This is a genomic window from Actinokineospora spheciospongiae, assembly GCF_003182415.1.
In the GTDB taxonomy this organism is placed as follows: domain Bacteria; phylum Actinomycetota; class Actinomycetes; order Mycobacteriales; family Pseudonocardiaceae; genus Actinokineospora; species Actinokineospora spheciospongiae.
In genome coordinates this window covers 19,996-42,290 of sequence record NZ_QHCP01000004.1, presented here as the reverse complement: position 1 = coordinate 42,290, position 22,295 = coordinate 19,996, and the positions used below count along the sequence as shown (strand labels likewise).

22 protein-coding genes are annotated in these 22,295 nt (G+C 73.5%); 11 read left to right on the top strand and 11 right to left on the bottom strand.

From position 1 onward, the window contains the following. Nucleotides 1-86 precede the first annotated feature (86 nt). The 3 genes from DFQ13_RS33750 to arc all read right to left on the bottom strand — a co-directional run bounded on the left by DFQ13_RS33750 (nt 87) and on the right by arc (nt 3,684). Nucleotides 87-788, bottom strand: a complete 702-nt coding sequence (locus tag DFQ13_RS33750) for a hypothetical protein (RefSeq protein ID WP_181399931.1) — start codon at nt 786-788, stop codon at nt 87-89. A 79-nt stretch (nt 789-867) separates the two neighbouring features. Further along, nucleotides 868-1,791, bottom strand: a complete 924-nt coding sequence (locus DFQ13_RS11370) for an aldo/keto reductase (protein ID WP_110079776.1) — start codon at nt 1,789-1,791, stop codon at nt 868-870. 72 nt (nt 1,792-1,863) lie between these two features. After that, the gene (gene arc, locus DFQ13_RS11365; RefSeq protein WP_035280397.1) at nt 1,864-3,684 is read right to left on the bottom strand and encodes a proteasome ATPase; all 1,821 of its coding nucleotides are present in this window, start codon (nt 3,682-3,684) and stop codon (nt 1,864-1,866) included. Nucleotides 3,685-4,305: 621 nt separating this feature from the next. Between arc and DFQ13_RS33745 the strand changes: the two genes are divergently transcribed. The 4 genes from DFQ13_RS33745 to DFQ13_RS11345 all read left to right on the top strand — a co-directional run bounded on the left by DFQ13_RS33745 (nt 4,306) and on the right by DFQ13_RS11345 (nt 7,210). Beyond that, entirely contained in the window at nt 4,306-4,641 is a 336-nt protein-coding gene (locus DFQ13_RS33745; RefSeq protein WP_035280399.1) for a hypothetical protein, read from the top strand. A 197-nt stretch (nt 4,642-4,838) separates the two neighbouring features. Continuing rightward, nucleotides 4,839-5,627 (top strand): nuclear transport factor 2 family protein, encoded by a 789-nt coding sequence (locus DFQ13_RS11355; RefSeq protein ID WP_110079774.1) that lies wholly within the window; start codon nt 4,839-4,841, stop codon nt 5,625-5,627. Between the two features lie 198 nt (nt 5,628-5,825). Continuing rightward, the gene (locus tag DFQ13_RS11350; protein WP_110079773.1) at nt 5,826-6,668 is read left to right on the top strand and encodes a Twin-arginine translocation protein TatA; all 843 of its coding nucleotides are present in this window, start codon (nt 5,826-5,828) and stop codon (nt 6,666-6,668) included. Nucleotides 6,669-6,784: 116 nt separating this feature from the next. Beyond that, nucleotides 6,785-7,210 (top strand): hypothetical protein, encoded by a 426-nt coding sequence (locus DFQ13_RS11345; RefSeq protein ID WP_110079772.1) that lies wholly within the window; start codon nt 6,785-6,787, stop codon nt 7,208-7,210. A 163-nt stretch (nt 7,211-7,373) separates the two neighbouring features. On the opposite strand, the gene DFQ13_RS11340 is transcribed toward DFQ13_RS11345, so the two are convergent. Beyond that, nucleotides 7,374-8,201 (bottom strand): tRNA (adenine-N1)-methyltransferase, encoded by an 828-nt coding sequence (locus DFQ13_RS11340; protein WP_035280412.1) that lies wholly within the window; start codon nt 8,199-8,201, stop codon nt 7,374-7,376. 106 nt (nt 8,202-8,307) lie between these two features. Then, nucleotides 8,308-9,438, bottom strand: coding sequence for a site-2 protease family protein (locus DFQ13_RS11335; protein ID WP_181399930.1), 1,131 nt, complete (start codon nt 9,436-9,438; stop codon nt 8,308-8,310). Between the two features lie 180 nt (nt 9,439-9,618). Here DFQ13_RS11335 and DFQ13_RS11330 point away from each other — a divergent pair, with 180 nt between their 5' ends. Continuing rightward, nucleotides 9,619-10,545: a RecB family exonuclease gene (locus DFQ13_RS11330; RefSeq protein ID WP_110079770.1), complete on the top strand. Its 927-nt coding sequence runs from the start codon at nt 9,619-9,621 to the stop codon at nt 10,543-10,545. A gap of 576 nt (nt 10,546-11,121) precedes the next feature. Here the strand turns inward: DFQ13_RS11330 and DFQ13_RS11320 are convergent. After that, entirely contained in the window at nt 11,122-11,385 is a 264-nt protein-coding gene (locus DFQ13_RS11320; protein ID WP_035281242.1) for a phosphoribosyl-ATP diphosphatase, read from the bottom strand. 37 nt (nt 11,386-11,422) lie between these two features. Next, entirely contained in the window at nt 11,423-12,115 is a 693-nt protein-coding gene (locus DFQ13_RS11315) for an HAD family hydrolase (protein ID WP_233438365.1), read from the bottom strand. 296 nt (nt 12,116-12,411) lie between these two features. On the opposite strand from DFQ13_RS11315, the gene DFQ13_RS11310 reads away from it, so the two are divergent. Then, nucleotides 12,412-13,332 carry a PAC2 family protein gene (locus tag DFQ13_RS11310; protein WP_035281245.1) on the top strand — a complete coding sequence of 307 codons (921 nt, stop codon included), beginning with the start codon at nt 12,412-12,414 and terminating at the stop codon, nt 13,330-13,332. A 367-nt stretch (nt 13,333-13,699) separates the two neighbouring features. Here the strand turns inward: DFQ13_RS11310 and mshC are convergent, their stop codons facing one another. Beyond that, entirely contained in the window at nt 13,700-14,926 is a 1,227-nt protein-coding gene (gene mshC / locus DFQ13_RS11305; protein WP_110079768.1) for a cysteine--1-D-myo-inosityl 2-amino-2-deoxy-alpha-D-glucopyranoside ligase, read from the bottom strand. Between the two features lie 170 nt (nt 14,927-15,096). Here mshC and DFQ13_RS11300 point away from each other — a divergent pair, with 170 nt between their 5' ends. Both DFQ13_RS11300 and DFQ13_RS11295 read left to right on the top strand, forming a co-directional pair. After that, nucleotides 15,097-16,293, top strand: coding sequence for a S8 family serine peptidase (locus tag DFQ13_RS11300; RefSeq protein ID WP_110079767.1), 1,197 nt, complete (start codon nt 15,097-15,099; stop codon nt 16,291-16,293). Beyond that, nucleotides 16,290-16,517, top strand: coding sequence for a hypothetical protein (locus DFQ13_RS11295; RefSeq protein WP_035281252.1), 228 nt, complete (start codon nt 16,290-16,292; stop codon nt 16,515-16,517). Before DFQ13_RS11300 ends, DFQ13_RS11295 begins: the two co-directional genes overlap by 4 nt. On the opposite strand, the gene DFQ13_RS11290 is transcribed toward DFQ13_RS11295, so the two are convergent. Both DFQ13_RS11290 and DFQ13_RS11285 read right to left on the bottom strand, forming a co-directional pair. Next, nucleotides 16,514-17,620, bottom strand: a complete 1,107-nt coding sequence (locus DFQ13_RS11290; protein WP_219994373.1) for an aminotransferase class V-fold PLP-dependent enzyme — start codon at nt 17,618-17,620, stop codon at nt 16,514-16,516. The genes DFQ13_RS11295 and DFQ13_RS11290 overlap by 4 nt on opposite strands. A gap of 98 nt (nt 17,621-17,718) precedes the next feature. Further along, complete coding sequence (locus DFQ13_RS11285; RefSeq protein WP_035281257.1) at nt 17,719-18,492, bottom strand: ion transporter; 774 nt, start codon at nt 18,490-18,492, stop codon at nt 17,719-17,721. Between the two features lie 142 nt (nt 18,493-18,634). Between DFQ13_RS11285 and DFQ13_RS11280 the strand changes: the two genes are divergently transcribed. Beyond that, the gene (locus DFQ13_RS11280) at nt 18,635-19,540 is read left to right on the top strand and encodes a sensor histidine kinase (RefSeq protein ID WP_181399929.1); all 906 of its coding nucleotides are present in this window, start codon (nt 18,635-18,637) and stop codon (nt 19,538-19,540) included. Between the two features lie 15 nt (nt 19,541-19,555). Here DFQ13_RS11280 and DFQ13_RS11275 read toward each other — a convergent pair whose 3' ends face one another. Next, nucleotides 19,556-20,371 carry a UbiA family prenyltransferase gene (locus DFQ13_RS11275; RefSeq protein WP_035281290.1) on the bottom strand — a complete coding sequence of 272 codons (816 nt, stop codon included), beginning with the start codon at nt 20,369-20,371 and terminating at the stop codon, nt 19,556-19,558. 105 nt (nt 20,372-20,476) lie between these two features. On the opposite strand from DFQ13_RS11275, the gene DFQ13_RS11270 reads away from it, so the two are divergent. Both DFQ13_RS11270 and DFQ13_RS11265 read left to right on the top strand, forming a co-directional pair. Beyond that, nucleotides 20,477-21,217 (top strand): methyltransferase domain-containing protein, encoded by a 741-nt coding sequence (locus DFQ13_RS11270; protein WP_035281262.1) that lies wholly within the window; start codon nt 20,477-20,479, stop codon nt 21,215-21,217. Then, entirely contained in the window at nt 21,214-22,290 is a 1,077-nt protein-coding gene (locus DFQ13_RS11265; RefSeq protein ID WP_035281265.1) for a type III polyketide synthase, read from the top strand. The genes DFQ13_RS11270 and DFQ13_RS11265 overlap by 4 nt, the downstream gene beginning before the upstream one ends. The last annotated feature ends 5 nt before the right edge of the window (nt 22,291-22,295 follow it).

Sequence of the window (22,295 nt, the reverse complement as noted above, 5' to 3'; positions counted from 1 at the left end):
ATACTCCCGGCATTCGACGCCACTGCCACCTCCCGAGAAGATCCCCGGGAGCGCAGAGGAGTCCTGATCGGTCTGCTGGTCGGTGGCTACGTCGGGTCGCGGGAGAGGGCCTCGGCCGCGACCGGGGCGAGGCGGGTGATCGCGTCGCGCGCGGCCTTGGCCGTCCCCGCCTCCACGGTGACGGCGGTGAGCAGCCGCCCCTGGCTCAGGACGACCGTGCAGCTCACCCGGGCGGTGCCGCTGGCGCACCAGGTGAGCTGGCTGTCCGCGCCGGGCACGGTGGCGAGCTTGGGCCCCTCGTCGATGAGGTACCTGGTGCCCCGCACGGTGAACGAGGTGCAGTCCAGGGCGGCCCTGGCGGCGTCGAGCACCTCGGTGGCCTCGGCCTCGGTCGGGGTGTGCACGACGACCTGGCGCAGCGTGGAGCCCTTGCTGTAGCGCCAGCTCGTCTTCCCGCCCGCGTCGGCCCGGGCACCGAGGTTGATGGCGCAGTCGGGCAGCGTGATCGCCACCGACGCGGTGGGGGCCTCGACGGGGGTGACGTTCTCCTCGGTCAGGTCCCGCGCGGTCAGGTACGCCGCCGTGACCGCCTCGGCGGGCGTGGGCCCGGGCGGGGTGGTCGGGGTCGGGGCGGGCGGCGGGGTGGTCACCGGGGCCGCCGCGGCGGACTCGGTGGTCGGGTCCGCGTAGTAGGTGTCGAGGTCGTTCGGCCGGTTCGAGCACCCGGCCAGCAGGGTGGCGGGCAGGGCCGCGGCGCAGGCCGCGGCCAGCGCGTGCACACGACGCACAGTCGTCCTCTGGGGGGTTCGGCGGCGGGGAGCACCGGCAACTTACCGCCAGCGATCACCGCCCACCCGATCGGGGGATTCAGTTCCAGGCGAGGGACGCCCGGAGTGACCAGTACTCCCCCGGTTCCTGGGCGAGGTCGGGCAGCTCAGGGGCGGTGAGGTCGGCCGCGGTGAGGTTGGAGCGCAACTGGGCGGTGCCCGCGGGCCCGAGCAGGACGACGTCGGCCCACGGGTTGGCCAGCGCCGCGGCCAGCGCGACGGCGTCGGGGGTGGTCCCCGAGCGCTCGGCGGCCTCGGCGACGGCGGCGGGCGGGTCGACGGCCAGCCTGCCGTTGGCCAGCGCCTCCTTGACCGTCACCTCGACGCCCGCGGCGTGGGCCTCGGCCAGGGCGGCGCCCGCGGAGGTCTCCAGCGGGTTCCAGGTGGACTGCACGGCGTCGAACAGCCGCACCCCGTCGCGCTCCAGTTCCAGGCCCCGCCGCACGGTGTCGGCCTGGGCCGGCCCGGAGGTGGAGAACCCGAGGCGCTGCCCGGAGCCCGCCAGCTCGGCCAGCGCGCCCAGGAGGGCGTCGTCGGTGAACAGTGGACTGTCCACGGTCAGCGAGTGCACCTGGTACAGCGCCACCCGGTCCCCCAGCAGGGCGCGGGTTTCGGCGAGCTGGGACCGGAAGCGGTCGAGGGTGTGCTCCTTGACCTCGTGCACCGGCGCGTCCACCCGCCAGTCGCCGACGTAGGCGTAGCCCCACTTCGAGGTGACAGTGACGTCCGGGCGGTCCCTGGCGGTCAGCCAGCCCGCGAGGAACTCCTCCGCGCGGCCGTAGGAGCGGGCGGTGTCGACCCGGCGCAGCCCGGCGGCGTACGCGGCGTCGAGCACGTCCCAGGTGGCGGCGCGCAACTCCGCCACGCCCCGGGAGGCCGGGAGGGCGCCGTCGCGGCCGAGGTTGATGTAGGCGGGCCTGCCGAGGGCGGCCAGACCGAGGGCGAGCCTGCTGAGCGTGGACACCCCCCGATTGTGCCCCGGACAGGCCGACAGGCCCCGCACGCGGTGCGCGGGGCCTGTCGGGAACCGCTGTCGCTACAGGTACTGACCGGTGTTGTTGGCGGTGTCGATCGCCCGCCCGGTCTCGGTGTTCTTGCCGGTGACCAGGGTCCGGATGTAGACGATGCGCTCGCCCTTCTTGCCGGAGATGCGCGCCCAGTCGTCGGGGTTGGTGGTGTTGGGCAGGTCCTCGTTCTCGGCGAACTCGTCGACGATCGCGTCCAGCAGGTGCTGCACGCGCAGACCGGGCTGTTGGGTCTCCAGCACGGACTTGATCGCGGACTTCTTCGCCCGGTCGACGATGTTCTGGATCATCGCCCCGGAGTTGAAGTCCCGGAAGTACAGGACCTCCTTGTCACCGTTGGCGTAGGTGACCTCCAGGAACCGGTTCTCGTCGGTCTCCTCGTACATCCGCTCGACGGTGTGCTGGATCATCGCGTCGATGCAGGTGGAGCGGGAGCCGCCGAACTCGGCCAGGTCGTCGGCGTGGATCGGCAGGTTGGCGGTGAGGTACTTGGAGAAGATGTCCTTCGCCGCCTCGGCGTCCGGCCGCTCGATCTTGATCTTCACGTCGAGCCTGCCGGGTCGCAGGATCGCCGGGTCGATCATGTCCTCGCGGTTGGAGGCGCCGATGACGATGACGTTCTCCAGGCCCTCGACGCCGTCGATCTCGCTGAGGAGCTGGGGGACGATGGTCGTCTCCACGTCCGAGGACACACCCGAGCCGCGGGTCCGGAAGATCGAGTCCATCTCGTCGAAGAACACGATCACCGGGGTGCCCTCGGAGGCCTTCTCCCGCGCGCGCTGGAAGATGAGCCGGATGTGGCGCTCGGTCTCGCCCACGAACTTGTTGAGCAGCTCGGGGCCCTTGATGTTGAGGAAGTAGGACTTGGCGTCCTTCGGGGCGCTGTCGCCCCGGGCCGCCGCGACCTTCTTGGCCAGCGAGTTCGCCACCGCCTTGGCGATGAGCGTCTTGCCGCACCCGGGGGGGCCGTAGAGCAGCACGCCCTTGGGCGGGCGCAGCTCGTACTCGGCGAAGAGGTCCTTGTGCAGGAAGGGCAGCTCCACGGCGTCGCGGATCTGCTCGATCTGCCGGAACAGGCCGCCGATGTCGTGGTAGTCCACGTCCGGGACCTCCTCCAGCACGAGGTCCTCGACCTCGGCCTTGGGGACCCGCTCGTAGGCGTACCCGGACTTGGCGTCGACCAGCAGGGAGTCGCCCGCCTTCAGCGGCGAGTCGGCCAGCGGGTCGGCCAGCCACACGACGCGCTCCTCGTCGGCGTGGCCGACCACGAGCGCGCGGGTGGGGCCTTCCTCGTCGTCCGAGGTGAGCAGCTCCCGCAGTGTGGACACTTCGCCGGTGCGCTCGAACCCGCCGCCCTCGACCACGGTGAGGGCTTCGTTGAGGCGCACCGACTGGCCACGTCGGAGTGTCCCGGATTCGACCGCGGGCGAGACCGAGACCCGCATCCGGCGCCCGGCGGTGAAGACGTCGACCGTGCCGTCCTCGAACTGCTCGAGGAACACGCCGTAGCCGCTGGGCGGCTGGGCGAGGCGGTCCACTTCTTCCCGCAGGGCCAGCAGTTGGCTTCGCGCCTCGCGCAGCGTGTCGACCAGCTTGGAGTTCCGCTCGGTGAGCTGACTCACCCGCTCGGAGGCCTCCGCCAGTCGCTGCTCGAGGAGCCGCGAATGCCGTGGGGATTCCGTCAGTTTCCGGCGCAGCAGAGCGACTTCCTCTTCGAGGAAACGGATCTGCGCTGCTTCCGACCCACCGGGGCGCTCGGCCCCCAGGTCAGGCGCGTCTCCGTGCTCACCATCGGCGTTCTCTGGCCGACTGCCGGGACGATCGTGCTGCATGTCGGCACCTCCTCCCGAACTCGTACCCCTACGGTACCGGCGATCACCGACAAGGACAGGGCATCCGGAGGTCGGAACTTGCGTGTCACCCCGTCGCAACACCCGCCGGACGGCCGACCGGATGCCGCCGCGCGGCCCCCGACCGCTACCGTGCGTCGGTGCACTAGGCCAACCGCGCGCGCTCGCCCGGGCACGCAGCGCGAGAGGTGACCCGGCCACGACTACCCAGGGGACGACCCGATGACCAACCCTCCGCAGCAGCCGGGACCGCACGGCGAAGAGCCGGGCCGGTTCCCCCCGTCCGGTTCGTTCCCGCAGCAGCAACCGGGCCCGTACGGGCAGCCGTCCGGTCCGTTCCCGCAGCAGCCGGGCCAGTTCGGACAGTTCCCCGGGCAGGCGCCCGCGCAGCCGGGGCAACCGGGTCAGCCCGGCGGGCCGCTCCCCCAGATCGATCCCACGACCGGTCAGCCCTACGGCTGGCAACAGCCCCAGCAGGCGGGTTACCCGGCTGTTGGCGGCTACGCAACGCAATCGAACCCCTACGGCCTTCCGAGTGACGCTTTTTCACCCCGCCCGAAGCGCTCCGCGCTGCCCTGGGTTCTCGGCATCGGCGGCATCGCTGTGATCGGCATCACAGTCACTTTGGTCCTCGTCCTGACCGGTGGGACGGACCTGACCACCCCGCGCGGCACCGCCGAGGCCGCGCTGGCCGCCACGGCGGACGCGGACCACGAGGCCTACAACAAGCTCCTGTGCGACCCCGACGACGCCGTGGGCGCCACCGAGATCGGCCGGTTCGAGGAACCCAGGATCATCGGCGACGTCACCGAGGACGGCGACCGGGCGACGGTGAACTTCTCGGTGGAGTACGAGGGCGAGCCGCGCAACGGCCGCGTCCGGATGGAGCGCAAGGCCGACGGCACCTGGTGCGTCGACCGGTTCTCCGCCGTGCGCTGAGCTGGGCATTCCCGTTCCGTCACCCGTTCGGGGCCGCCCCGTGCCCGCCCCAGCTCCCGGCAAATACGATGTGGTTGCATCCCGAAACCCATTCGGGTGACCTCCGGAGGGAACGCGACGGCCCGCGGGCCCGTCCATCCGACACGGCCACACACCGTCGCCGCACGCGGCACGAGCACTACGAGTCAGGGGCGAGCATGACCTATCCTCCGCAGCAGCCGGGACCCTACGGCCAGCAGCCGGACCAACCCGGCGGTTGGGGATACGGCCAGCAACCGGGCGGACAGGGCGGGTACGGCCAGGGCCAGGGCGGCTACGGCCAGGGCGGTGGGTACGGCCAGCCGAACACCGGCGGCTTCGCCCAGCAGGACCCGTACGCCGCACCGGAGCCGTACGCCCAGCAGACCGCCTACCAGGGCGTCGGCGGCTTCCCCGGCGGACCCGGCGGGCAGCCGCCGAAGAAGTCCAACACCGGGATGATCGTGGCCATCGTCGCCGCCGTGGTGGTGCTGCTCGGCGGCGCGGGCGTGGGCATCTTCTTCCTCACCCGCGACGACGACCCCGTCACCGCGCAACCGGGCACCAGCACCAGCGCGGAGCCGACGTCGGAGGACGACGGCCCGACCTCGACCAAGAAGAGCAGCGCGCCCAGGACCACCAAGCCCGCGGACACCTCCGGCCCCGCCGAGGTGGTCGAGGAGTACATGAAGGCCTACGAGTCCAAGTCCTTCTCCGCCGTGGTCGGCAAGGCCTGCGAGGCCTACAAGAAGAAGTACGGGACCGACACGACCTCGCTCGAGGACGAGCTCAAGCCGTACAAGATCGAGGCCACGCCGGGCGACGAGCCCACGGTGACCGGGAGCATCGCCTCCGGCGGCTTCAAGCTCAACCTCACGACCGACACCGGCACGACGTCGGAAGTGAAGATCGAGATCAAGATCGTCAAGGAATCCGGCACCTGGAAGTTCTGCGGCGAGAAGACCTGACAGCTCGGCGGCGCGACGGTGACCAGCCCGTTCGCCGAGTCCAGGCGGGTCTCCGGCACGGGGTGCCGGATGATCCGCGAAGCCCGCGGGCCCGCGTATCCTCCGGGTACGTCCGCCCCGGGGACCTCCCCGGCACCTGTCGCGACACGTGGCGCAACCGGTGACCGTGACCGGTGATCAACGAGGAGTCTGGGTTCGATGACCTACCCACCGCAGCAGCCCGGGCCCTACGGCCAGGACCCGTACGGGCAGCAGAACAACCCCTATGGCCAGCAGCAGCCGCAGCCCTACGGCCAGCAGCAACCGGGCGGCTACGACCCCACCCAGCAGTACCCGCAGCAGGGCGGCGGTTACGACCAGACCCAACAGCAGTACGGCGCGCAGGACCCCTACGGCCAGCAGCAGCAGGACCCGTACGGCCAGCAGGGCCAGTACGGGCAGCAGCCCGGCCAGTACGGGCAGGACCCCTACGGCGGCCCCGGCGGGCAGCCGCCGAAGAAGTCGAGCACCGGCAAGATCATCGCCATCGTCGCCGCCGTGGTCGTGGTGCTCGCGGGCATCGGCACCGGAATCTTCTTCCTCACCAGGGACAGCGACGACAACGGCGGCACGGCGGCCCCCCCGGCCGCCAGCAGCTCCGAGGCGCCCACGACGACGACCAAGAAGTCCACGCGGACCACCGCCTCGGACGAGGAGATCACCACCACCAAGAGGACGACCACCACCGCGGGCGGCGGCGGGGGCGGCGGCGAGGCCGGTGGCGGCGGCGAGGACATCAAGGCCACCGGCGCGAAGTACGCCCAGGCGGTCAACGACAAGGACGAGGCGACCGCCAAGTCGCTGACCTGCGACGGCTCCCCCGGCATCATGTACACCAGCGTGGCCCCCAACGGCGGCGAGGTGACCGTGGTGGGCGAGCCCACCACCTTCGGCGACTCCGACGGCAAGGTCGACACCAAGGTGGTGGTCGCGTCCAGCTCGCCAATCGACTTCCCGATCGTGCTCAAGAAGGGCGCGAAGGGCTGGTGCGTGTCGATCTGACGCGCTGACCCGGGCAGACGAGGAGGGGCGGACCGGATTCGGTCCGCCCCTCCGGCGTCTTCCGCCACCGCCCCCGGCCGCCTACCGTATGGGCTACGCCGAACCGGGAGGGCCGGATGACCGAGCAGGCACCGCACCGCCGCGGCGTCGCCACCGCGGTGCTCGCCGGTGGGCTGCTGGCCGCGGTGGCCGTGGCCATCGCCTCCACCTCGGGCGAGGACGCCCCCGCTCCCCCGGTCGACTCCACCGGCGCGACGCGCACCCTCGCCCCGACCGACGACCCGGCGCTGCGCGCCCTCACCGACCGGGCCCTCGCGGCGATCAACGACCGGGACCCCGACGCCATGCGCGCCGTGAGCTGCGACCCGGCCAGGGTCGGCGCCGCCGACGGCGCCCCGCCGGACGCGCACGCGGACCTGGTGGCCTACCCGGCCGTCGACGGCGCCACCGCGGTCGCCCAGGTGGCGGTCACCGCCGGGGGCAAAACCTCGACGGTGCCGCTGACCCTGGAGCTGCGCTCCGGGACCTGGTGCGTCCGCTAGGCCGTGTTTCGGAAGTCTCGTTCGATGAGAGTCGTGATCGGGGTGGTTCCTGGCGGTGCGGGAGGAGGGCGCCGATACCGGGGTTGTATCGGTGTCCTCCTCCCGTGCCGCCAGGGGCCGCATCCGGCGCGACTATCGCGAACACGGGCTTTCGAAACACGGCCTAGCCCTTGCTGGGGCGGCGCTGCGGCTTGGGGGCCACGACACCGTCGGCGAGCTTGCGGCTGGTGATGAGGAACGCGGTGTGCCCGATCATCCGGTGCTCCGGGCGGACCGCCAGGCCCACCGAGTGCCACGGGCGGATCAGCGTCTCCCAGGCGTGCGGCTCGGTCCAGCAGGTCTGCTCGCGCAGCGCCTCGGTCACCCGCGAGAGCTGGGTCGTGGTGGCCACGTAGGTCACCAGGACCCCGCCCGGGATGAGGTGCTCGGCGACGGTGGGCAGCATGTCCCACGGGGCCAGCATGTCGAGGATGACCCGGTCGACCTCACCGGTGTGCGTGGCCAGGTCGCCCAGCTTCAGCTCCCAGTTCGGCGGGTGCTCGCCGTAGAACTGGACCACGTTGCGCTCGGCGTGCACGAGGTGGTCCTCGCGGATCTCGTAGGAGGTCACCGTGCCGGTCGGGCCGACCGCGCGCAGCAGCGAGCAGGTCAGCGCGCCGGACCCGGCACCGGCCTCCAGCACCCGCGCGCCGGGGAAGATGTCGCCCTGCATCACGATCTGCGCGGCGTCCTTCGGGTAGATCACCTGGGCGCCGCGCGGCATGGACAGCACGTAATCGCTCAGCAGCGGGCGCAGCGCCAGGTAGGAGGTGCCCGCCGCGGAGCTGACCACCGACCCCTCCGGCTGCCCGATCACGTCGTCGTGGGCCAGCGCCCCCCGGTGCGTGTGGTACTTCTCCCCCGCCTCCAGGACCAGGGTGTAGTGCCTGCCCTTGGGATCGGTGAGCTGAACCCGGTCCCCCACCTCGAACGGGCCACTGACCTTCCGCACCGCCACCACGCCTCACCTTCGCCAACACCTGAACGACAAGAGATGGTCGCAGACGCGCCCGGGGCACCCGGGTACCGGTCCTCCGCAGCCGGTCGCGGAGCCGGTCTCAGGGGCGGTTCTCGAGGGCGGCGCGCAGGTCGTCGCGGTGCAGCACCCCGGAGGGGCGGCCGTCGTCGTCGACCACGACGAACTGCCAGGCCGCGGTGGTGTGCACGCGCTCGGCGATGTCCTCGCCGGGTTCGGAGGCGAGCAGGACCGACTCGGGGCGGATCGGCTGCGCGGCCTGCTCGGCCGGGCTGAACGGGGACACCTCGGCGAGCGCGCGGGCGGCGGTCTCGTCGAGCAGCCCGGCGGCCACGCCGTCGGCGCGGACCAGGACCACCCCGCGCCCGGAGGCGGCGGCCAGCGCGTCGGCCACCGGGCTCTCCGCGGGCAGTTGCAGGACCGGCCGCACCAGGTCGACCAGCCGCAGGCCCGCGGGCCACTCGCGGTGCTGCTCGGAGGCCAGCTCACCCCCGGCCCCGGCGACGACGAACCACGCGGTCAGCAGGCACACGCCCAGCCGCAGCCACCGGTCCTGGCTCCCCTCGGCCAGACCCCACAGCGCCCACAGCACCAGCAGCGCGGCGACGACCCAGCCGCCCAGCACGGCCGCCCTGGTCCCGAGGCCGCGGCGGCCGGTCAGCGCCCACACGCCCGCGCGCAGCATCCGCCCCCCGTCCAGCGGCAGGCCGGGCAGCAGGTTGAACACGGCGACGGCGGTGTTGGCGAAGGCGCACTCCAGCACCAGCAGCCACACCGGTCCCCCCGGGGGCATCACCAGCAGACCGAGCCCGCAGGCGGCGGCCAACAGGATGGACACCGCGGGCCCCGCCGCCGCGACCACGCCCTCGTGCGCGGGCCTGCGCGGCGTCCGGGAGATCTCGGACAGCCCACCGAGCAGGAACAGCCGCAGCCTGCGGACCGGCAGCCCCAGGCGCAGCGCCACGACGCAGTGCCCAAGCTCGTGGGCCAGGACGGAGACGCCGAGCAGGACGGCGAAGGCCGCGGCGAGCAGGATCGAGGTGAGCGCGGACGCCCCGGGCATCAGCGTGCGCACCAGCGGGGCGTAGAAGACGACGACGGCCAGCGAACCCAGCCACCACGAGGGCGCGAGCACCACCGGCACGCCGCTGTAGCGGAACAGCAGCAGACCACCATCGCGCTCGCGGGCGGTCGGGTGGGCGGCGCTGGACACCTGCCACAGCCTAGGGCCGCTGGTGTGGGGCGGCAGTGATCCACGAGAAGTCCCCCGTTCAGGGTGGACCGCGTGCCGCGAACGGGTGGCCGTTCACCTCCCGGCGGCAGCCCACCACGCCACCACCACCGAGGGTGGCGGTGGCCGGAACTGTCGGTGGCCGTCGCTAGGGTTCACCCCATGGCAGTCGGCACGGAGAGCACCAGCGGCACGAACGGCACCGACAGCACGAGCGCGGGCGGCACGGCGACGACCAGGCGCGCCCGGCGCAGGCCCGCCCTGTCACCGTCCCGGGCGAGCGACTTCAAGCAGTGCCCGCTGCTCTACCGGTTCCGCGCGGTCGACCGGCTGCCCGAGCAGCCCACCAAGGCGCAGGTGCGCGGCACGGTGGTGCACGCGGTCCTGGAGCGCCTCTACGCCCTGCCCGCCGAGGACCGCCTCCCCGCCGCCGCCCACGACCTGCTCACCCCCACCTGGACCGACCTCCTCGCCGAACGCCCCGAACTCGCCACGATCTTCGACGACGCGGGGTCCGCCGAGGAGACCGCGGCCTGGCTCGCCACCGCCGACGGCCTGATCGACGGCTACTTCGAACTGGAGGACCCCCGCAGGCTCCAGCCCGACGCGTGCGAGCTGATGGTGGAGACCGAACTGGAGTCCGGCGTCCTGCTGCGCGGTTTCATCGACCGCGTGGACGTGGCCCCCACCGGCCAGATCAGGGTGGTCGACTACAAGACGGGCGCGGCGCCGAGGGAGATCGGCGAGGCCAAGGCCCTCTTCCAGATGAAGTTCTACGCCCTGGCCCTCTGGCGCCTGCGCGGCGTGGTGCCCAGCAGGCTGCAACTGATGTACCTGGCCGACCGCCAGAACCTCGCCTACGCCCCGGACGAGGCGGAGCTGTCCCGGTTCGAGCGCACCCTCGACGCCATCTGGGAGGCCATCCTCCGCGCGGGCAAGACCGGCGACTTCCGCCCCAACCAGAGCAAGCTCTGCGGCTGGTGCTCCTACCAGGCCGTCTGCCCCGCCTTCGGCGGCACCCCACCGCCCTACCCCGGCTGGCCCGAACCCGACCCCGGCGAGGAAACCCCCCTCGACCGAGCGGACTAGGACCAAGACCAGAACCAGGACCCGCCCTCAAAGCCAGCCACCCCGAAACCGCAGGCCCGGCTACGGACGTGCCCCGGTGGGTGGGTGCGCTTGCCCAGCCAACCACCCGGCGACCCGGCGACCCGGCGACCCGGCGACCCGGCGACCCGGCGACCCGGCGACCCGGCGACCCGGCGACCCGGCGACCGAATGCTCGGGCGGGTGGATGCGGTTGGCCAGCCGACCACCCCGAAAACCGCTGGCCCGGCTCCAGACAGGCCCGGGTGGGTAGATCTCCTAACGCAGGCCGACCACCCCACCAACCGGCGGCCCGGCTAAGCAAACGCCCGGGTGGGTGGATGTGTTTGGCCGGGGGTGGCGATCATGTGACAGCCTGCCTGGGCGGTGGGGCATCTTTTCAGCCCCACCCGGTCACACTGGAGCACATGATCGCCATAGGGGCCCCGGCCAAACACATCCACCCAGCCGGGCACCACCCACACAAAGACCGGGCTCTAAACAGAGCACATCCACCCACCCGGACACCCCGGCAAAAGACCGGCACCCTAAGGCCGAGGACTGTCCACAGAAGAGTGATCAGAGCTGGCGGTAGACGTCTTCCAGCGTGATGCCGCGGCCGATCATCAGCACCTGCACCCGGTACAGCAGTTGCGACACCTCGAGCGCCAACTGCTCGTCCGACTCGTGCTCGGCGGCGATCCACACCTCGCCCGCCTCCTCCAGGACCTTCTTGCCCTGCGCGTGCACGCCCGCGTCCAGCGCGGCCACGGTGCCCGAGCCCTCCGGGCGGGTCCGCGCCCGGTCGAGGAGCTGGGCGAACAGTTCGTCGAAGGTCTTCACGGTCGAAGATCCTGCCACCACCGGCGGGCGGCGGACCTCACCGGGTGGCGGGCACCAGTGCCCGCAGGGCGTCCGCGTCGAAGCCGACCAGGGACTCGCGCAGCACGCGCCGCTCGCCGCCGGGGACGTCGACCTCGCACGGGACCACCACGGTGACGCAGCCCGCGGCGACGGCGGCGGCGGTGCCGGTGGGCGAGTCCTCCACCGCGACGCACTCGGCCGGGTCCACGCCGAGCAGGCGGGCGGCCTTGAGGTACGGGTCCGGCAGGGGCTTGTTGCGGCCGTCGACCTCGTCGCCGGTGACGGTGACGTCGAAGAACTCGCGGCCGATCACGTCGAGGGCGATCTCGGTCAGCGGGCGCTCGGTGGAGGTGACCAGCGCGGTCGGCAGGCCCGCGGCGCGGACGGCGCGCAGGGCCTCGGGGGCGCCGGGGCGGAAGCGCAGGTCGGTGGCGAACAGGTCGGCCATGCGGGCATCGATCCAGCCCACCGCCTCGCGGATGTCGTCGGCGGACGGTTCGATCCCGGCCTGCGCGAACAGCAGGGCCATGGTCGTGGGGACGTTGCTGCCGATCATCGCGGTGCGGGTCTCGGCGGCGAGGGTGAAGCCGAGGCGCTCGGCGAACTCGTAGAGCGGGATGTCCCAGAGCTTCTCCGAGTCGAGCAGGGTGCCGTCCATGTCCCAGAGCACGGCGGCGGGCAGGGCGGGGTCGACGCGCTGGCTCGGCATGGCCCCACCCTACGATCCGCGCGCCTTCGATCCCCGCACCACCCGACACGCCCGGCCTGCCACTCGCGACCGGTGATCTACCACGATCGGGGGAGGGCCCATCGGGCGGAGCGCCGTTCGCCCCGCACCACCACCCGACACGCCCGGCCAGCCACTCGCGACCGGTGATCTACCACGATCGGGGGAGGGCCCATCGGGCGGAGCGCCGTTCGCCCCGCACCACCACCCGACACGCCCGGCCAGCCACTCGCGACCGGTGATCTACCACGATCGGGGGTGGGCCGTAGGCTGGGCCGGTGACCGATCCGGACCCGCACATGGCCGCCGACCGCGAGCCCAGCACCGAGCCCTTGGAACTCGTCGACCCCGTCATGGTGGCGGCGTTCGAGGGCTGGAACGACGCGGGCGACGCGGCGAGCACCGCCATCGAGCACCTGCAGCTGACCTGGGACGCCAGCCCCCTGCTCGAGTTGGACCCCGACGACTACTACGACTTCCAGGTGACCCGGCCCTCCGTCCGCATGGTGGACGGGGTGACCAGGCGGGTCGAGTGGCCCACCACCCGGCTGTCGGTGTGCCGCCCGCCCGGGTCCAACCGGGACGTGGTGCTGGTGCACGGCATCGAGCCGAACATGCGGTGGCGCTCGTTCTGCGCCGAGCTGCTCCAGCACATCGAGGACCTGCGCATCACGACCGTGGTGACCCTGGGCGCCCTGCTCGCCGACACCCCGCACACCCGGCAGGTGCCGGTCACCGGCACCGCCTACGACGCCACCTCCGCCGCCCGCTTCGGCCTGGAGCGCTCCCGCTACGAGGGGCCGACCGGCATAGTCGGGGTGTTGCAGGACGCGTGCGTGCAGGCGGGGGTGCCCGCGATCTCCATCTGGGCGGCGGTGCCGCACTACGTGTCGCAGCCGCCCTCGCCGAAGGCGACGCTGGCGCTGCTGCACCGGGTGGAGGAGATCCTGGACGTGGAGGTGCCGCTCGGCGCGCTGCCCGAGCAGGCCGAGGAGTGGCAGGCCACCGTCAGCGAGATGGCCGAGGAGGACGAGGACGTGCGCAACTACGTCCGCGCCCTCGAGGAGCGCAGCGAGGCCGACGACACCCTGGGCGAGGCCAGCGGCGAGGTGATCGCCGCCGAGTTCGAGCGCTACCTGCGCAGGCGGCGGCCGGGACCCGGCCGCGGCGGCTCGGGTCCGGGACCGACCGGGGTGTGACCCCGCCAGGACCGACCGGCGCGGCGGGTCGGGCCCGGGACCGACCGGGGTGTGCCTCCGGCAGGACCGGCCGGGGTGTGACCCCGGCAGGACCGGCCGGAGTGTGACCTCGGCGGGACCTGGCGGGGTGTGACCCGGCGCGACCGGCCGGAGGGCGACCCGGCGGGCATGCTCGGGGTGTGACTCAGGTGGGTCCGCCCGCGGGCCATGCGGGCGGTTCCGCGGCGGGGCTCCCGGGCGCCGGAGGACGGCGGCCCGGGAGCGGTCCGGTTCGCGGTGGACCGGACCACCGGCCCGGTCCACCGCGAACCGGTCCAGCGCGAACCGGTCCAGCGGGCCGGTCAGCCCCGACCGGGCTGCCGGACCGTCAGAGCAGGACGCCGAGCAGCGAGTCGACGGCGGTGCGGACCTTGCCCGGGGCCGTCGGGTCGGAGCCGGGCTGGGCCGCCCAGGCGTCGACCGCGGCGATGACCGCGGGGGTGTCCAGGTCGTCGGACAGGTGGTCGCGGATGCGGGCGACGAGGTCGTCGGCGGGGGCGCCGGTGGCGGCCGACACCGCGGTGCGCCAGCGGTCGAGGCGGGCGAGGGCGGTGTCGAGGATGTCCTGGGTCCAGGAGCGGTCCTGGCGGTAGTGGCCCGCCAGCAGGCCGAGCCGGATCGCCATCGGGTCGACCTTGTCGGCGCGCAGCCGGGAGACGAAGACCAGGTTCCCCCGCGACTTCGACATCTTGAGGCCGTCCAGGCCGATCATCGCCGAGTGGCCGTAGTGCCGGGCGAAGGGGTGCTCGCCGGTCAGGGCCTCGGCGTGCGCGGCGCTGTACTCGTGGTGCGGGAAGATCAGGTCCGATCCGCCGCCCTGGAGGTCGAAGGTCATGCCCAGCCGGTTGAGGGCGATGACCGAGCACTCCACGTGCCAGCCGGGGCGGCCGGGGCCGAGGTCACCGGGCCAGCTCGGTTCGCCGGGGCGGGCGCTGCGCCACAGCAGGGCGTCGAGCGGGTGGCGCTTGCCCTTGCGGTCCGGGTCGCCGCCGCGGGCGGCGAAGAAGCGGTCCATGGTCGGCTCGTCGTAGTTCGACTCGTAGCCGAAGCGGCCGGTGGCGGTGTGGTCGAAGTAGACGTCGGGGTACTCCTCGTCGTCCACCCGGTAGGCGGAGCCGTCGGCGAGCAGCTTGCCGACCGCCTCGACGATCTCCGGGATGGCCTCGACGGCGCCGACGAACTCGCGCGGCGGCAGCACCCGCAGCGCCTCCATGTCCTCGCGGAACAGCGCCGTCTCGCGCATCCCGAGCACGACCCAGTCGTCGGAGTCCCGCTCGGCCCGTTCCAGCAGCGGGTCGTCGATGTCGGTGACGTTCTGCACGTAGTGCACGTCGTGGCCGTTGTCGAGCCACTGCCGGTGGACCAGGTCGAAGGCGAGGTAGGTCGCCGCGTGCCCCAGGTGCGTGGCGTCGTACGGGGTGATCCCGCAGACGTACATGGTGGCCGTGCGGCCCGGGGTGGTCGGCCGGATCTGCCCCGACGAGGTGTCGAACAGGCGCAGCGGCCGTGGGGTGCCGTCCACCTCGGGCACCGGGTGGGATTGCCAGGTCTGCATGGCCCCGACAGTAACGGCAGCTCCCGGACACGGGAGAGGTGTCGCACTGGGCGGACGGCGGTGGGCCATTCGGGTAGCAGGGCTGTAATGGCCGTCACAGTCCTGTCAAGGTATTCGAGAGACCCTCAGGTGGGCGGACACGGCCCACCGGAAGGAACGAGGTGAGGTCGATGACCACTCCCAGCAGGGACGACGGCACAGCGGACGACGGGACGACGGGCCGGTACCTGGTGCTGCTGGAGGACGACTCCGTGGCCGCCGGGACCCGGGAGCTGAACCGGATCGCCGGGATCGATGTGGCCGCCACCGTGGACGCCACCGGTCCGGGCGCGGACCTGCGCGGCGCGGGCGGGCTGGTGCTCGACCGGCTCGGCGTCGCGGTGGTCGACGCGGACCCAGACCAGGCGGAGGCACTGGCCCGGGCCGCGGCGGCGTCGGGGCCGATCGCGGGGCTGGAGCGGGAACGGCGGGTGCGCGCCATCACCGCCGAGGAGGTCCAGACCGCGGTCGCGGTGGACGAGAGCGTGTTCACCTGGGGGTTGCAGGCGGTGGGGGCGCAGCTCAGCACGGCGACCGGGGCGGGGATCAGGGTGGCGGTCCTCGACACCGGGTTCGACCTGGCGCACCCGGACTTCGCCGGGCGGCAGGTCACCGCCGAGTCGTTCGTGCCCGGGGAGAGCGCGCAGGACGGCCACGGGCACGGCACGCACTGCGTCGGCACCTCGTGCGGGCCGCGCGAGCCCGGCGACGGACCGGGCTACGGCATCGCCTCGGCCGCGGAGATCTACGTGGGCAAGGTCCTCAGCGACGGGGGTTCCGGGTCCGACGGCGGCATCCTGTCCGGCATCGCCTGGGCGGTGGAGAACGGGTGCGCGGTGGTGTCGATGTCGCTGGGCGCGGCGACCCAGCCGGGGCAGCCGTTCTCCCGCACCTTCGAGCGGGTGGCGACCAGGGCGATGGCGCAGGGCACGCTGATCGTGGCGGCGGCGGGCAACGAGTCCGACCGGCGCACCGGGGCGGTCGCCCCGGTCGGGCACCCGGCGAACTGCCCGTCGATCCTGGCCGTGGGCGCGGTCGACGCGGCCGAGGCGATCGCGTACTTCTCCTGCGGCACCGTGGACCGGATCGGCTCGGTCGACGTGGTCGGGCCCGGGGTGGACGTGCTGTCGTCGTGGCCGATGCCGCTGCGGCACAACCGGATCAGCGGCACCAGCATGGCGACCCCGCACGTGGCCGGGGTGGCGGCGCTGATCGCCCAGGCCACCGGCGCGCGGTCGTGGGCGCTGTGGGCCCGGCTGGCCCAGTCGGCCATCCGGCAGCCGCTGCCCAGCACCGACGTCGGGGCGGGTCTGGTGCAGGCCCCGTGACCGACCCCGGTCCGTTACGGGTGCTGGTGACCGTGGACGACGACGGCATGGGTCGGCTGCCGGACCTGGTGGCCGACCTGCGCGCCGTGGGCCTGTCGGTGGACGCGGTGCTGGAGCACGTCGGCGTGGTCACCGGGTCGATCGACCCGGCGGGCGTCGCGGGCGTGCGCGCGGTCCTCGGCGTGGAGGGCATCGAGCTGGAACGGTCGGACTGGGGGTTCTAGCGGCCCTCGGCGAGGGCGGCGGCGAGCGCGGCGAAGTCGTCCTCGGTGGTGTGGGTCGTGGCGCCGACGCGGACGTAGGCGGCGCCGTGCCAGTGGATGACCGGCACCTCGATGCCGCGGGCGCTGAGTTCCCCGTAGTAGCGCGCGGCGTCGTCGAAGTCGGCGACCAGCCCGGAGGGGAGGGCGACGAGGCGCATCAGCGGGGCGTGGTGCGCGCTGACCTGCCCGGGGGCACCGAGGGCGTCGGCGACGAGGCGGACGCCCCGGTCCAGCAACGCCGAACTGGCCGCGACCGCGTCCCAGCCGCCCACCGCGCGCCAGTGGTCGAAGGCGGCGGGCAGCGCCATCCACCCGGAGTAGTCGCCGGTGCCCGCGTGGTCGAACCAGCGCGGGTACCCGGCCGGGTGGTCCCAGGACGGCACGAGCGGGCGGACCCGGTCGCGCCACGGCGGGGCGATCCACAGCCCAGCGCTGGTGCGCGGGGCGTAGGCCCACTTGTGCAGGTTGCCCGCCCAGAAGTCCACACCGAGCAGGTCCGGGCGCTGGTCGAGGTGACCGGGTGCGTGGGCGGCGTCGACGAACACCGGGACACCGCGCTCCCGGCACGCCTGCGCGACCCCGGCGACCGGCAGCACCAGCGCGGTCGGCGAGGTGATCGCGTCGACGACCACGAGCCGGGTGGCGGCGGTGAGCCCACCGGTGAACGCGGCCACCACCTCGTCCGGCCCGGCGTCGGCGGGGAAGTGCACCACGCGCAGCCGGGCGCCGACCCGGTCGGCAGCGGCCTGCGCGGCGATCGCCACGGCGCCGTAGCCGTGGTCGGAGAGCAGGATCTCGTCCCCCTCCCCCAGCGGCAGCGAGGCGAGCACGGTCGCGGCGGCCTCGGTGGCGTTGCGCACCAGCACCACGTCGGCTCCCAGGAACCCGCTCGCCGCCTCCCGGGCGGCGGCGACCAGGGCGGGGGTGTCGACCCGGTGGAAGCGCATCGGGTTGGCGTCGGACGCGGCCCGGAACCGGGCCTGGGCCTCGCGGACCTCGACCGGCACGATGCCGAAACCGCCGGGGTTGAGGTGGTGCACGGCCGGGTCGAGGGAGAAGGTCACCCGGCCCATGCTGCCAGCCGGACCGGGTCGGGGACACCGCGTTTCCAGGCAGTGGACCCCGGTGGCTTCCCCGGGGCGGCGGGGTCCAGGGTGGTGGGTCAGAGACCCGGCGGGGCGGGGTCGGGGAGGTTCTGGTGGTCGCCCGCGCGCACGGCCTGGCGGATCTGGTCGATGTTCTCCCGGAGCAGGTCGGAGATCAGTTCGTCGGTGCGGGGGTCGGCGAGCATCTCCAGGACCACGCGCAGCACCGCCTCGGAGACCGCGCCCACGACCTCGTCGTGGAAGGGGAGGCGGCGGAGTTTGCCGACCTGGGGGTCTTCCTTCAGCTTCTCCAGGACCATCTGCCGGATCTCGGCCCGGTTCTCCTCCAGGGCGCTGGCGATGTTGCGCGCGTAGTGGCCGGTGCGCAGCACGGAGACGACCTCCTCCAGCACGGCCACGGTGAGCGGTTTCTTCACCACGTCGATCAGGACGCCGCCGAAGCGGCCCATCGCCCGGTGCGCCAGTTCCTCGCCGACGGAGCGGTCGACCGGGCGCTGGAGCCTGGTCAGCAGCGTCACCACCCGCACGACGCGCAGCAGCCGGAAGGCGCGGACCAGCACGTGCGCCCAGGGGACCATGCCGATGACGTCGTACCAGTTGAGCAGGACGAACCGGCCGGTGAAGCCCGCCAGCCGCCACCGCCAGAGGAACTCGACGGCGAACACCGCGCAGAACGCCCAGTCGATCCGGACGATCAGTTCGCCGACGTGGGTGGGCGGGTTCCACAGCGCCCGGTAGACGAGCAGGGCGACCGAGACCACGGCGAGTCCGAGCATGACCCAGTCGTCGAGCGCGACCCGGTGCTTCTTCGCGGCGGCGGTGATGACCATGACATCACCCTTCCGGACCACGCGACACCCGGCCACTCGCCCTGCTCCGGGGGTCCGCGCGGGTACGCTGCCCGTGCCCGCGACGCGGGTCGGCCTCGGGCGTCTTCGCTCCGCGGGGGCACCCACCGACGGAGGGACGAGCATGGGCACAGCCGGGTTCGTGCACGAAGCGCTGGTCCACCGCGACGACGACGCGTACGTGGCGGCGACCGTGGACTTCCTGCGGGAGGGTGTGCGGGAGGGCGAGACCGCGGTGGCCCTGCTCGGCCCGCGCGGGCGGGAACTGCTCGCCGACGCCCTCGACGGCAGCGGGGTGCGGGTGGTCGACACCACGGACCTGGGCCGCAACCCGGCCCGTCTCATCCCGACCCTGCGCGACCTGCTGGAGACCGCGCGCGGCCCGCTGCGCTGCGTGGGCAACTCCACCCGCGCCACCCACGACCCGGCCGCGGCCGCCGAGACCGCGCTGCACGAGGCCCTGCTCAACCTCGCCTTCGACGACGCCATCGACTTCCGCCTGCGCTGCACCGTCGACGCGGACGCGCTGCCCGAGGCCGAGCACACCCACCCCACCGTGCTGGACGGGGGCACCAGCAGACCGGGCGCCGCCTACGACCCCGACCACGGCTACGCGGTGTTCGCCCGCCCCCTGCCGGAGGCCACCGCCCCCCTGGACCTCGACGACGTGCACTTCACCCTGGACGACCTGCCCGAGCTGCGCGACCTGGTGACGGTCCGCTCCTCGGCCTTCGGCCTGTCCCGCGACCGGGCCCTGGACCTGACCCTGGCCACCAACGAGATCGTCACCAACAGCATCGTGCACGGCGGCGACCGGGGCACCCTCCGCACCTGGCACGACGACCGCACCTTCACCTGCGAGGTCACCGACAGCGGCCACATCACCAACCCCCTGGTCGGCCGCGTCTCCCCCATCCCCGCCGTCCAGGGCGGCCGCGGCGTCTGGCTGGCCAACCGCCTCTGCGACCTGGTCAGCATCCGCTCCGCACCCGGCACCGGCACCGTCGTCCGCCTCCAGGTCGACCGCTAGGCCGCCCCCGGAGCGCTACCCCAGCGGTGAGACCAGCAGCAGTCCCACGGCCAGCAGCGCCGTGACCATCACCGCCCGGAACAACCCACGCGACCGGTCACCCCGCCCCCACACCACCGACGCGACGACCGCGGCCACGGCCAGCCCCAACGCCCACAACCCGGTCCACGCCGGACCCCCGACGGGCCCGAACGCCAGGCACGCCATCGAGGCGAGCAGCAGCACCACCGCGACGGCCGCGGAGCGCGGACCGAGCCGCTGCGGCAGACCGCGCACCCCGGTGACCGCGTCATCGGCCAGGTCCGGCAGCACGTTGGCGAAGTGCGCCCCCGCCCCCAGCAGCGCACCGGCGGCCACCAGCCACCACGCGGGCGCGACCTCCCCGCTGAGGACCACGAACACCGGCAGCAGCCCGAACGACACCGCGTACGGCACCACGGACGCGACCGTCGACTTCAACCAGGCGTCGTAGGACCAGGCGGAGGCGACGGCGAGCAGGTGCACCGCCCCCGGCAGCCAGCCCGTCGACAGCGACAGCGGGACGCACAGCGCGGCGGCGCAGGTGATCCCGACACCGACCGCGCGCCGCGACACCGCCCCGACCGCGAGCGGTTTGTCGGCGCGGCCCACGGTCCGGTCCCGGTCCGCGTCGAGGTAGTCGTTGAGCCAGCCCACCGAAAGCTGGCCGGTGAACACGGCGGCGGCGACCAGGACCACACCCCACGCCGGGCGCCCGACGCTGATCGCGAGCCCGGCGGCGACCGCCGTGACCGCGACCGTGGGTTCGGGGTGGCAGGCCCGCACGAGGGCCAGGGCAGTCGATGCGCGCACCTGATCAGCCTCGCAGCGTTCGGCAGCGCCGACCACCCGGCGCCCCGGTCCAGCGGGTGGGCCGTGGTCCAGCGGAACCGCTGCCGGTGTGCGAGCGTAGGTCCTGTGCCTCTCCGCCCGAAAGCTGAGCGGGACCGGTCCCCGGACCTCGGGCGGAACAACCCGGAGCAGTACGACGCGCTCGCCGACCAGTGGTGGCTGCCACGCGGCGAGTTCGCCATGCTGCACTGGTTGGCCGCCGCCAGGGCGGCACTGGTCCCCGCCGCCCCCCGACCCGGTGCCGTGCTGGTCGACCTCGGCTGCGGTGCCGGGTTGCTCGCCCCGCACCTGGTGGGCAAGGGCTACCGCCACGTCGGGGTGGACCTGACCCGCAGCGCGCTGGCGCTGGCCGCCGACCACGGCGTCACCGCCGTGCGCGGTGACGTGGGCCGGGTGCCGCTGGTCGACGGGTGCGCCGACGTGGTGTGCGCGGGCGAGATCCTCGAACACGTCCCGGACCTGCCCGCCGCGGTCGGTGAGGCGTGCCGGGTGCTGCGCCCCGGCGGGCTGCTGGTGGTCGACACGATCGCCGACACCCGGCTGGCGCGGCTGGTGGCGGTGACGATCGCCGAACGGGTGCCGGGCGCGGCGCCGAAGGGCATCCACGACCCGGCGTTGTTCGTGGACCGGGCGCACCTGGTGCGGTTGTGCGCCGACAACGGGGTCGGCATCGCGTTGCGGGGTATCCGCCCCTCGGCGCTCGACGTGGTGCGCCTGCTCGCCGGGCGCGGCGACGGCGTCCGGATGGTGCCCGCACCGACGACATCCGTGCTGTTCCAAGGGATCGGCAGGAAGAGGAGCACATGACCGCAGGTACGACCGGCTCAGCGGCGGTGATCGCGGGCGGCGCGTGCGCGTTCCCGGCCAGGATGGACCAGGACGCGCTGTGGACGGACTTCTTCGCCCCCCGGCTGGGCAACTCCCGGGTGGCCGAGCGGCTGTACCGGGCCGCGGGGGTGCGGCACCGGCACGCGGTGGCCGACCCGGTGGTCGAGGACGTCTCGACCTGGTCGACGCAGCGGCGCATGGAGCGCTACATCGACGAGGCGCCGGGCCTGGGCAAGGAGGCGGTGGGTGCCGCCCTGGCCGACGCGGGCCTGTCGGCCGAGGAGGTCGGCATGTTCGCGGTGGTGTCCTGCACCGGCTACACCACCCCGGGCCTGGACATCCGCCTCGCCGCCGACCTGGGGATGCCCGCGGACGTGCAGCGGCTGATGATCGGCCACATGGGCTGCTACGCGGCGCTGCCCGGCCTGGGCGCGGTGTCGGACTACGTCGTGGCCCGCCGCCGCCCGGCGGTGCTGCTGTGCCTGGAGCTGACCTCCCTGCACGCCCAGCCCACCACCGACGACCTGTCCCAGGTCATCACGCACGCCCTGTTCGCCGACGCCGCCGCGGCCGTGGTCCTGCGCCCCGGCGACGGCGGTCCGGGGGGCGGCGGGCTGAGCGTCACCGACGTGGCCGCGCGCACCGACCCCGCCACCTCCGGCCACATGCGCTGGGACATCACCGACCTGGGCTTCCGGATGGAGCTGTCCCCCGAGGTCCCCGCCGTCCTGGCCCGCCACGTCGGCCCACTGGTCGACGACCTCCTGACCCGCCACGGCCTGGCGGTGGACGACGTGGGCGCGTGGGCGGTGCACCCGGGCGGGCCCCGCATCCTCGACACGGTCGCCCGCGAACTGGAACTGCCCGCCGACGCCCTGGACGCCTCGCGCACCGTCCTGCGCGAGTACGGCAACTGCTCCTCGGCGACGGTGCTGATCATCCTGGAGGAGCTGCGCCGCACCGGGAAGCTCGCCTCCGGCAAACCGGTGGTGGTGCTGGCGTTCGGCCCGGGCCTGACCCTCTACGCGGCGCTGCTGCGCGGCGGCACCTGACCGGA